The 11,625-nt window shown below is 47.7% G+C and carries 11 protein-coding genes; 6 read left to right on the top strand and 5 right to left on the bottom strand.

Annotation, left to right across the window (positions count from 1 at the left end):
• Positions 1-212: 212 nt before the first annotated feature.
• From IEW70_RS16795 to IEW70_RS16775, 5 genes are all read right to left on the bottom strand, one after another.
• Positions 213-1,475, bottom strand: coding sequence for a UDP-glucose dehydrogenase family protein (locus tag IEW70_RS16795; protein ID WP_229752055.1), 1,263 nt, complete (start codon positions 1,473-1,475; stop codon positions 213-215).
• Between the two features lie 35 nt (positions 1,476-1,510).
• Positions 1,511-2,482 (bottom strand): NAD-dependent epimerase/dehydratase family protein, encoded by a 972-nt coding sequence (locus IEW70_RS16790; RefSeq protein ID WP_188649067.1) that lies wholly within the window; start codon positions 2,480-2,482, stop codon positions 1,511-1,513.
• Between the two features lie 14 nt (positions 2,483-2,496).
• A complete protein-coding gene (locus IEW70_RS16785) occupies positions 2,497-3,552 on the bottom strand; it encodes a glucose-1-phosphate thymidylyltransferase (protein WP_188649066.1) in 1,056 nt (351 codons plus the stop codon).
• A gap of 214 nt (positions 3,553-3,766) precedes the next feature.
• The gene (locus IEW70_RS16780) at positions 3,767-4,909 is read right to left on the bottom strand and encodes a glycosyltransferase family 4 protein (RefSeq protein WP_188649065.1); all 1,143 of its coding nucleotides are present in this window, start codon (positions 4,907-4,909) and stop codon (positions 3,767-3,769) included.
• Positions 4,910-6,082 carry a CotS family spore coat protein gene (locus IEW70_RS16775; protein WP_188649064.1) on the bottom strand — a complete coding sequence of 391 codons (1,173 nt, stop codon included), beginning with the start codon at positions 6,080-6,082 and terminating at the stop codon, positions 4,910-4,912.
• Between the two features lie 437 nt (positions 6,083-6,519).
• Here IEW70_RS16775 and IEW70_RS16770 point away from each other — a divergent pair, with 437 nt between their 5' ends.
• From IEW70_RS16770 to IEW70_RS16745, 6 genes are all read left to right on the top strand, one after another.
• A complete protein-coding gene (locus IEW70_RS16770; protein WP_188649063.1) occupies positions 6,520-6,987 on the top strand; it encodes a ferritin family protein in 468 nt (155 codons plus the stop codon).
• Positions 6,988-7,147: 160 nt separating this feature from the next.
• Positions 7,148-7,879 (top strand): hypothetical protein, encoded by a 732-nt coding sequence (locus tag IEW70_RS16765; protein ID WP_188649062.1) that lies wholly within the window; start codon positions 7,148-7,150, stop codon positions 7,877-7,879.
• 17 nt (positions 7,880-7,896) lie between these two features.
• The gene (gene ybiA, locus IEW70_RS16760; RefSeq protein WP_188649061.1) at positions 7,897-8,400 is read left to right on the top strand and encodes a riboflavin biosynthesis intermediates N-glycosidase; all 504 of its coding nucleotides are present in this window, start codon (positions 7,897-7,899) and stop codon (positions 8,398-8,400) included.
• A gap of 691 nt (positions 8,401-9,091) precedes the next feature.
• Entirely contained in the window at positions 9,092-9,319 is a 228-nt protein-coding gene (locus tag IEW70_RS16755; protein ID WP_188649060.1) for a hypothetical protein, read from the top strand.
• 303 nt (positions 9,320-9,622) lie between these two features.
• Entirely contained in the window at positions 9,623-9,916 is a 294-nt protein-coding gene (locus IEW70_RS16750; protein WP_188649059.1) for a hypothetical protein, read from the top strand.
• Positions 9,900-11,330 (top strand): FMN-binding glutamate synthase family protein, encoded by a 1,431-nt coding sequence (locus IEW70_RS16745; RefSeq protein WP_188649058.1) that lies wholly within the window; start codon positions 9,900-9,902, stop codon positions 11,328-11,330. Before IEW70_RS16750 ends, IEW70_RS16745 begins: the two co-directional genes overlap by 17 nt.
• Positions 11,331-11,625 lie beyond the last annotated feature (295 nt).

Genomic DNA, 11,625 nt, shown 5'->3' with positions numbered 1-11,625 from the left:
ATACAAACTCCATATTTCCTTGGCGGTTGGGATTGGTTTGAAACATGGTATCCGTCCTTTGTTGAAGTCTTTTCTATTACTTCAACAAAAAGAGGCTGCTGACCTTCTACCTTTGTCAGCAGCCTCACCTGCTTTAGCAGGTTTTGTTCAACAGTAGGAAAGGCTGGTTGCTATTATTTTATATGGAGTCTCAAGTCCTCTCGGATACCCGATTACAAGGAGGCGAGCTTGCTATACACCCTTCCTATGCCATAATAGATGTATCCATATTGTGTCAGGGCATTTTGGTCAAGGGCGTTTCTCCCGTCGATAATGAGTGGGGTGCGCATTCGATGTCGGTGTGATTTCCAGTCGAAATGAAGGAAATTCTTCCATTCCGTCAGCAAAAATATACAATCGCTGTCTTCAAAAGTCTCACTCATTTCGCTGCATAGGGTTACAGGCAGTCCGGTCGGGGCACGATGGATGAAAACCACCGGATCATAGGCTTTGAGAAATGCTCCTTTTTTATGAAGAGCCTGAATGACTTTTATCGCCGGAGCTTCCCTGATGTCGTCTGTATCGGGTTTGAAAGCAATTCCCAGAATGGAAATGGTTTTTCCCCTGACGTCCCCCAATCTTTCCTCCAGTTGCCGCAGATAATATTCTACCTGTGTATCATTCACCTGCCGGACCGCTTCCAGAATCCGTGGGGAAAGGTCTGCCTGTTCAAACATATGCACCAGCGAAGCCAGATCCTTCGGAAAACAGGATCCTCCCCAACCTATCCCAGCTTTCAAAAACCTAGAACCAATCCGTGAATCCAGCCCGATCCCGGTCGCCACATCCGTAACATCGACACCATGGGCATCACATAAACGGCCTATCTCGTTGATAAAGGATATCTTCATGGCCAGGAAAGCATTGGCACTGTATTTGATCAGTTCAGCCGTTCGAAGCCCAGTCATCATTTTGGGGCATGAAATGGCGTCGTACAAGTTGCGGATGAACCGGGCGGCTTTCCCATTTTCGGCTCCGATCACGACGCGGTCCGGATGAAGTGCATCATATAACGCCTTACCCTCCCGGAGAAACTCCGGGTTGCAAACCACATCTACGGGGAGCTTCCGTGGTTGCCTCTCCAGGATCCATCGATGGACTTTTTCGCAAGTACCAACCGGAGCGGTGCTTTTGTTCACCACAACCTTATAGCCGTTCTGATTGGAGCCGATTGTTTCGGCGACATTTTTTATTTGGCTGAGATCCGTGGATCCATCTGATTTTGACGGTGTCCCCACCGTAATAAAAAGGATGTCACTCTCTCTTACCCCTTGCCCGGTGTCTGAAGTGAATGAGAGGCTGCCGCGGGAAAGATGCCTGTTGAGCAACTCTTCCAGCCCGGGTTCGTGGAATGGAATACGGTTGCTTTTCAGCTGCTTCAACTTGGCCGTATCGGTATCGATGCAAACCACTTGGTGATTCAGTTCGCAAAGCATAAGGGCGGTGGTAAGTCCCACATATCCAGTGCCGATCACAGCGATGTTGATAAGTCTCCCTCCCCGCTCTCCAGCATTTTTTCAAGATGGACCGCCTGTTCCTTCAAGCCTTTCCACAACGAAACAGAAGGGGCATATCCCAACTCCGCTTTCGCTTTTCCGATCTCCGCCCATGTATGCTTCGGATCGCCCGGCTGCTTCCGTTCATGGAAGAGGACAGCTTTTTTGTCCAGAATGGATTCCAGCAGGCCAATCACCCGGTTCAACGTGATTCTGGAACCCCCGCCGATATTGTATACTTCACCGGGACGCCCCTTTTCCGCTGCCAGGAGATTGGCGTTCACGGCGTCTGCGACGTACGTGAAGTCCCGCGTTTGTTCGCCGTCACCGTATATGTGAATTGGTGTTCCGTCCCGAATACTGCGAATGAAGCGGTGAAAGGCCATATCCGGTCGTTGCCGGGGTCCATACACCGTGAAATAGCGTAAAGAGACAACAGGGACTCCGTAATTGTCGTGATACAGCCGGCACAGATGTTCACCAGCCAATTTGGATACTCCGTAAGGAGAGATCGGCGCGGGTAATCGTGATTCGTCCGTCGGCCCGTTCATGTTCCCGTAAACGGAAGAGGATGATGCATAAACCACCTTTTCCACCGGACTCTCTTTTACGGCTTCCAACAATTGTTGGAAGCCAGAGATGTTGTGGTGTACATATCGGGAAAAATCCTTTCCCCAGCTGGATCGGACCCCCGGCAAAGCTGCCTGGTGGAAGACGTAGCGAACCCCCCGCAGCAGATCGTTCAGGTTTGACAATTGTAGATCGCAGGGGACAAAACGAAAATGGGGATGCCGAATAAACGACTCCATATTCTTTCTTTTTATCCACGTTGCATAGTTGCCGGTCAGCCCGTCAATCCCTGTCACATGATAACCGCGTGCCAGCAGCGCTTCTGTCAGCGTGGAGCCGATAAATCCCGCGCAACCTGTAACCAATGCTGATTTCATCGCTTCTCCCCCTTTTATAGTTTCCCGGATGCTGAACTTCCCGCGTAAAGGGAAAGGGAGGATCCCTCACCCAGAATGAACTGGCCGGACACTTCACCCGATGGCAGGCAGCCGACCCGGACATGGCGCCCGAACACACTGCGGTCGATCGGGGTTGAAATCCTTTCCAGCCGTGCCTTTTCCAAAAGGATGCTGTTCCGAATCCGGCATCGGTCGACTTTCACTCCCTCTTCCATGGACACATAGGGACCGATGGTGGAATCGATAATGGTGCAGCCTTCCCCGATGATCACCGGATCGATGATGGTACTCCTCTCCACAGTAGATGTCGGAGCGATAATACTGCGGCCGGCTGTTAGCTCATTCAACTTCCAATGATTCGCTTCCAGCCAGCGGCTTACCGTTCCAACATCCGAATAGTGCTGATCCGTCAGGGAATACGAGATGGAACAACCGTGGTCGATCATCCATTGAATTGCGTCGGTGATCTCGTATTCACCTCTTGCGGAAGGCGAGATCTGATGAATTGCGTTGAAGATCCGGGAATCGAAAGCATACGCGCCGATGACGGCCAGATTGGATCGCGGCGATTCAGGTTTTTCTTCCAATCGAACGATCCGGTCCCCCTCGATGGACGCAATGCCATACTCACGAGGATTATTCACCCGGGCCAACATAAGGGATCCGTTTTTTCCGGATCGACTGATATCTTGCTTCAGTCCGTTTAATGACTGCTGAATCAGGTTGTCCCCCAGTAATAAAAGAAACCGATCCTGACCGATGAAATCCTCTGCCTGGCGTACGGCATCAGCAATCCCCCTCGGCCTTTCCTGATGGATCATGGTAACGGATACATTCCGAGGCTTCACCCTGTGGATGTGATTGTGAATGATGCCTTCCTGAAAAGGATTTATTACGATCCCAATTTCATCGATCCCTGTACGGGCAAGCTGTTCCAAGGCATATACCAATACCGGTTTGTTGGCCACAGGAAGCAGAGGTTTGGGCTGAGAAAACGTTAACGGCCGCAGGCGGGTCCCCCTTCCCGCACAGAGAATCAAACCCTTCATGTCTTCACTCTCCTGATTCTCAGGTTCAAGCAGATTCGTTACTGGCCTGACATACAAGTAAACTATGTTTCTGACATCAGAGAGGGCACGGCCGCTATCTCGATCCTATGTAAAATGGTGCTCAAAGCGGATCCGACGGATCTGTCCGGTCCATTCACAGAGAGTCCGACCAAAAAAGACTGCGGGCAAATCCCGCAGTCTCCCTTTCTGAAGGTCAAGCTTTCCAAACACTCTCCACTTCTTTGGCCACCCTTTTCCAGCCGTATTTTTTCTCGGCCAAGGAACGCCCGTTTCGACCCATTCGCTTACGCAGGGATTTATCCTTCAGGAGCTTGCTCAGGGCATTTACAAATGCTTTTGGATCTTCCGGCCGGTCAACCACCACACCGTTATTCCTCTCCACAACTTCAGGGTTGCCCCCTCTTTTCGTGGTGATGAAGGGCAGCTCGCTGGCCATGGCTTCGAAATGAACGCGAGCCAGGGGTTCTTGCCAAAGGGAGGCGCAGACGAACACATCCCCTGCCCAGAACCATTCGTGAATTTTTTCACCGGGAACGTAACCGGTCGTAATGATGGGAACGGAGGAACGCTTGGCAAGGGCACGAACATATGCTGTGTAATCACTCACTTTGTCGTCGCTGAACCATCTCCCGCCGACAATGACGAGAGCGATGTTCGGATGACGTTTTTTCAGCTCGTTCATGGCCCGCACCAAAATGTCGGCACCTTTTTTGGGGGAGATCCGCCCGACAAACAAAATCACCTTCCTGGAGCCCAGCTTAAATTGTCTGCGAAGTTTTTTGCGGATTCGACGCGCTTTTGCCGATTGATGCAAGGGGGTGAAACGCTGAAGATCAACTCCGGAGTATATCGTGCGGAACTTGGAGGGTTTCGCATGGTGAAGCTCCCGGATCCTTCTCCCGACATAATTACTAATTGTGACGACTTTTTCCACTTCTTTGAGGATCTTTTTCGCTTCATCCGGATCCAGTTTCTCCGGGTCGAACATGTCGTTGTGCATGCTCAGGATGATGCGGGCCCGGGGTGCGGCTTTACGGACGGGCAGCACGAGACGGGGACGGTTGAATATATGAATGACGTCGAATTTGTTTTTGTTCTTTTTCACATATTTAGCCACCCCTTTTTTGTATACATCCAGATAACCGCCTTCCACCCGCACATAACGAATATTTCCTTTTTTTTCCTGATCGGGAAGGCCGGGGTCGGAAATTCCCAGAATCGTCAGGTCGTGTTTGCGGCTGAGCAGGGGAGCAATTCCAGAAATGTAAGTTTGAATGGCACCTCCCCGAACGGGGGGGACCGGCAGTTTTTCCGTGGAAATCATCAAAACCTTCAATTACCGTTGCCTCCTCTTCTTTTTACTCCGCTTCTTTTTCCTCTTTGCACGGGAAGATTCCCCGGTGTAATTGCCGGATTTGAATTTTTTCTTGTCTGTCCACAGCTTTTTGAGGGCTTTCCACTTAGTTTTTTCACTTTTCATCACACCGTTCAGCACGGCATCGGCTTCCCTTTTGAGGAACGTCTCAGGATGATAGAGCATCTCTTTCACATGTTTGTAAAATTCATTGGGCAGGGATAGATCGATCATCAAGATTTCATAGGTTTCTCTGTCAATGGGGTTGGCTTTGTGGTAGGCATTGATCATACCGCGGGCCCATTTCACATCCCAGCGTCCCATGTCCTCCATGGTGCTGGTGATCAATTTGCGCAGATCGCGAATGGGCAAGTCGTAGGAAACCCCGTCCAGATCGATCACCCACAGACCGCCGGGACCGAGTTGACCGTTGGACCAACCATAATCCTGATGAACAAGCCCCCAATGGGGTTCATCCTTGGCCACCATTTTGGAATAAGAGGATTTCTCAAGTTGGGTCAAAGCATCAGAGGCTTGCTTTTCGAACCGGTCGGTCATCGACAACAACCGCTTGCTGGCCGGCAGGTGTTTATAGGCTTTTGCCAGTTCCCGGAACCAACCGATCTTGGTCCTCACTTTTTCATAGTATTTCGGCCAGCGCATCAACCGGGAAGCTTTGACGGCTTCCTCCGGCGGAATGTAACCTTTGGAGCTTTTGTGGAACTCTCCGAGTCCGTAACACAGTTGTTTGGCACCTTTCAGATTGATCTTGGAAGCCTGTTTCAAAGGCTGGATCCAGTCGGTGACAATCCAGACCTTCCCGCCCATTTCCACATACAGTTGTTTATTTTTTGTACGAACCAAGGCTGGCACTTTTGCACCCTGCTTAACAATATAATCTTGGGCCCATACGCTGAATTTGCTTCGGGCAGGCGCACGGTGCAAAAGTTTAAGACTGCGGGTGCCTTTGTTTGTTTTGATTTTCCAGATCGCTCCACCCTTATCCGGTTTGGAGGTGATCAGTTTCCTGCTCCGAACCTTCATATTGTAATGAGCCATGACCTTTTTGGCGATCTTCTCCACTTCGGGAGGGATGTAGGTGTCCAAGTTGACTCTTTTTACGTTATTCCAAGGCTCAATTTGATAAGCTTTCATGCATTAACCTCCTGGCAAACGAAGTCCGATCGAAAGCCGAAACTTTTTCCTTGGACAAATGTCAATACAGTGTATGTCTCGCAAAAGAAGGACGAAACGGACAAGTAACCTCAGCCATTTGTCTATAAGACTGGTAAAACCTTCACTTCCCGGCACTTCCCTTCCAAGTTATAAAACTGTTCCGGGCGTCAGGGATTTCTACAAAGCACGGTTAGAGCGTCACGGACTGGAAGTGCTGTATGTGCCCCCAGCAAAGTTCCTCATAAATCACCCGGTGGACCACCTTTCGGTCCTCATGTTCGGGGACCAAGGGCGACTAGAGGAAGAGATGTATTTGACCACGTTTTCTACTCGATGCCCTGGGAGAAAAACAAAACTTTTCACACTATCACGGCCCTGCTTACCGCAAGGTTTTTTATGAGATTTTGCCGTAGGCGATGGAACGGTTGATGCATGACTCTTCACCGGAAGCCGTCGCCGATGCCTCCACGGTGTACAACATGTTTGTGGAGGGCGTGTTGGCGGAGACGGGATATTTCCGGTTTTACAACGGCCTGAACAAGATCGGAAAGATGCCCGGAATGACGAGGGGAATCGGCTACATTAAGAGGGACGAATCATGCCACATCGGAACCTTCCTACTGCAACGATTTATCTGTAAACATCCCCACATCTACCGGAGGGTCGAGAAAAAATTGGAGGAGCTGGCGCCCCTTGCTTTTGCCATTACTGAGAAAGGACTGGAGGGGAAAGAGATCAATGCCTTCGGTGTAAGCAGGGGAGACACGCGAAGATTTTCCCAAAGACAGCTAGCGGCGCGGATGGAAGTGTTGGCAAGAGTTCGGTCCAAAACCATTAAAGAAATCTATCAGACATCGGATGCTACTGTTGGTATGGAACCATAGAATTGAACAGGAGACAGCGTAAATCGAGCAAAAGATAATGCTACCATGACGCCTAAATCCTTTACGAAGATTTCTTGCACCATAACTTTTCAGGGGGATGTTTTTTTTGCATTCACCCTTTATGATGATAAAAGAACTTCTTTCGGAGGTGATATATCCTTTGCAGTTTCGACTGTTTTATTGGCTTAAACGGATGGATCTGTTGTCTTTTAGGTATATTTTCTTCACTGGATTTGTTTTTGTTCTGCTCTTCTCCGTCGCTGTTTATCAACTACTCCCTAATAACAGTGAATGGATTGGATATTGGGGTAGCATTGTCGGAGGAGTATTCACATTATGGGGTGTCGTTATTTCCATCCGCTGGAACGAAAAATTGCGAGGGATGGAACGACTACCCCAAAAGCTTCTACATGTCGAAAACACCAGGGATCTCGTGACCCACGCAATCAATGAATTGGAATTGTTAACTGCTTATCCAGATCAAGTCACCTTTTTCCAACTGGATCAAAACCGCCATCATGAAACCGAACTTTTCCGGAAATATCAACAGGAGCTCCCATCTAACATTCGCAGTCAACTGCTCCAGGCTGGTGCAGATTCCTACCAAAAGTATCTAGCATTTCATCGCCAACTGGATTTCGCTCAAAAAAGGACATTATTTAAGGCACGGGATAGTTGGATGCGTGCCTCGTTAGGGTCTTTAACTGATAAACACCTAGAAGCAGCTCAGAATCTACTTACAGAGTTACACTCTTTCTATGATGAAATGGACACCGAGTACGCAAAAGCAATCCGAGAAGCCTACCAAAGCCTTTCAAAACAATTAGCCGTTCATCATGAACAACTATTGCAAAAAATCCATGAATATGAAACGATGCAAATGGAATTGTAAATTTTTGGAGTGGTATCATGCCTGATAAAATCACTTTTTACCGGGTGAACGATGAATATGGTTGCTTGTCTAACTTTGCTCCTTATCCAATTATGCTAAAAGAAAAAATGTGGCCGACATCCGAACACTACTTTCAGGCACAAAAATTTGCTGGAACGTCCCATGAAGAAGAAATTCGACTCGCTCCCTCTCCTTCCATCGCGGCAGCCATGGGTAGAAGCAGACAGCGACCCCTTCGTCCCGACTGGGAGAAGGTAAGAGAACAGATCATGTATGAGGCCGTATACGCCAAATTCACCCAGCATGAAGAATTGCGAAAAATGCTTCTTTCTACCGGGGACGCACTATTAATTGAACACACTGTCAATGACCGTTATTGGGCTGACGGTGGTGACGGCACCGGTCAAAACCGTTTGGGACATATTTTAATGGAGGTGCGTAGGGAGCTTTCACCACCCCCTGTCAACGAAACACCCACGATTCCCCTTATTACTCGTTTCAAGACATGGTTCAAAAAGTGAGATGAGTTTGCACCCCGGATTTTTTTGTGTTCGACGGGGAGCTCCGGTTGGCGTACCGGGAGTAGCTTGACGATTCCCGTCCAGGAAACGACATTCCCGTAACGGGAGAATCCCTCCGGCAGGTGTTGGACCACATCCATCAAGGCAACCCCGTGCCGAAAATCAAAAACCCAGCCTGGGCTGCAACATTAAGTGGAAAGAAGCTTGAATGCAATGGGAAAACCGCCTATCCATAAGGGGTAGGGCGGTTTTTTTCATTAAGAAAGGCGTGTTTAAGCAATCTCCAGATGCTTTCAAGATGATGCCACGATCCTGCTGCTAACCGGTTCGCGGCTGTTTATTTGTTCAACACTGACGGTACACCATTCGATAAATTACCTGCCGGACTGTGAAGCGTGTTGCCCAACAACCTGACAACGTATCCGGCAGGAGACTCATTTTATTGTATTTTATTTCATTTCGTGGATGACAGGTTGGATACATTCTTTGTCTCTATCCTGAGTAAGCTAAATGAAAATTTGATGAAAGCCGAAGAAAAACTTGGGCGGCCATCCCAGAAAATGAACGGATTTTAAGCCTTCAGGGCGACTGCAATGAATAAAATCCAGCCATTTTAGGGACGCTAATTTTGACGACCGATAGGTCAAAACGGAAGACTCAACAACTAACCGGATAGCAGAGGTGAACAGCAATGAAAATGGAAGCGGTACAAGAGCGATTGAAGCAATGGGGGGAACTGATTATCACGACAGCATCTGGAGAGAGGTATGAGATCCATCTAGGTGATACCACATTTGATTTTCAGCAACGGCTCATTAAACTGAGTACCCCCGGAGGCGATTATCTCATTGATGGGGATACCATTGAAAATATTAAGCAGCACTATGGACATAAGGTCGAGGATGAGGATAGCCATTAAAAATTCCGCGATATAAACCCCACCCGAGTCGGTGATCAGGATACGAAAGCCAACCCACCGTCACAAGGAGATGGATAAAATTACAAAAGACCACTTCGTTTGAAGTGGTCTTGATTATATGCATGTTTCACGGATAATTATTTCCTTTCGCTTTTCCAGCTAATACACTGAGTGAATCCGGTTCAGCTGCCGGATCGTATATCTCCTTACCTCTCGTATAATCTTTACTTAAGTGTAAGATACTTACGAATGAAAATCGAAATACTTGGTCACCGTAAGAAAAAATTAGGTAGGTGAAGGTGAATGGGCAATTTCCAAGATCTTAAAAACACACTCTCGTACATCCATTCGGAACTCAACCGTATTGAAACCATGGCTGGAACGCTTTCGACTGTTGAACGGGATCACTTCAACAAACTTACAAACTTTGATCATCGTGAATTAATGGATATAGCAGTAGAAGAACAAAGTGCCTCCCGTCAACTTGGCACCATAAAGCATATGTGTTTAGCCATGGCTCAAAAGATTGAAGGGATAAAAAACGCAATCGATCGCGGCGAACTTGAGGAGAGTACTCAACATGATCAAGTTCATTGAAAAATTAATTCGATCCGCAATCAACGAAACAGTTGACAAATCCATTTCAAGAGCGATTCGAGATCAATATACCGAAAACCTTTTTGAAATGGTTCCTGCAACCAGTAAAGTTGGTCCGACAAATCTAATGGAAATTGCCATGCGGGCGAATCAAGGGACTCCCATTTCTCGCCCATTAGGAAGCCCTATCCATTTCTCTCCATGGGAGAAGATCCTTTTTAACCCTTGTCACCTTTTTCGTTTTCCAACCCCTGAAAACGTCGGTATCCGAACTTCCATAACCATCGGACATCGCGCTAGAAAACCTTTGACCATTTCCATTCCGATCATGATTGCAGCCATGTCTTTTGGTGGTGCATTAAGCAAAAAGACCAAAATTGCTTTGGCGAAAGGAGCGACCGCTGTCGGAACCGCAACAAACTCCGGTGAAGCAGGCCTCTTGGAGGAAGAAAGAGATTCGGCTCATCTTTTCATTGGGCAATACAACCGGGGCGGTTGGATGAACACTCCGGATAAATATAAGCAACTTGATGCTATTGAAATTCAATTGGGTCAAGGTGCCCAAGGTTCAGCCCCGCAACGTACAACAGCCAAAAATATCGGAGCGGAGTTTAGGGATGTTTTTGGTTTACATAAAGGGGAAGAAGCTTTGATTCGTTCACGGCTTCCCGGAGTAAATTCTAAAGAAGACTTTATCCGATTAGTAAGGAGGCTTCGGGAAGAAACAGGGGTTCCCGTTGGATTGAAGATAGCGGCTACGCATCACCTTGAAAAAGAATTAGAAATTGCTGTTGAAGCCGAGGTTGACTTTGTGACTTTGGATGGCGCGGAAGGGGGAACACATGGAGGGTCACCGACCTTGCAAGATGATGTTGGCTTACCTACTCTTTTTGCTATCACAAGGGCCACTGAGTTCTTTACACGTAAAGGCGTCATTCGCGATATTAACCTTATTGCTACAGGGGGACTGGTCACACCTGGACAAATGTTAAAAGCAATTGCCTTAGGTGCTGATGGCGTATATATTGGCACCGCTGCCCTCATGGCGCTTGTTAGTGAACAAATGGTAAAAGCTGTACCATTTGAGCCACCTACCAGTCTGGTTGTTTATACTGGTAAAATGACAGATCAATTGGATATCGATCAAGCTTCTTTGAATTTGGTTAGGTATTTGAACGCCTGTGTCCAGGAGATGGAGCAAGTGGCCATTACACTTGGAAAAACAGCACTAACTGATATTACCAAATCAGATCTGTGTACCATTGACCCTTTCCTGGCAAAGGCAACAGGACTGCAGTTAGGATACGTCGCTTCTGAGAACCAAAATCGTTTTTTTGAAGAAACCGAACCTCTGCTCTATAATGATGGAACATTTTCCGAATCCCAAAGGGGAGACCAAGAAAGACTACATTAATTAATGATAAATGGGAGGGACTATATTAAAGAAGCATGAAAGGCTTTTAAGAGATCCGTGAAGAGGATAAACTTACCGTTTTTTATGCAACCGGCAAGAACGTATGATTGAGAAAACGCGCGTGGGGGCGCGCGTTTTTTCGTATAGAAAAGGAAACAGACAAAATCTACACAGAGCATAGGTGATAGAAGAGTTCTAAGTTTCCTTGGAGTGGAAATCTCACCCGGTTAAAAAGCGTCCCTCATGAACATTCAAAGTTTCGGCCTGGGTCATATCATGGTTGTTCTCTGCATGG

It is taken from the genome of Marinithermofilum abyssi, assembly GCF_014641195.1.
GTDB lineage: Bacteria > Bacillota > Bacilli > Thermoactinomycetales > DSM-45169 > Marinithermofilum > Marinithermofilum abyssi.
This window is presented reverse-complemented; position numbering and strand designations above follow the sequence as displayed.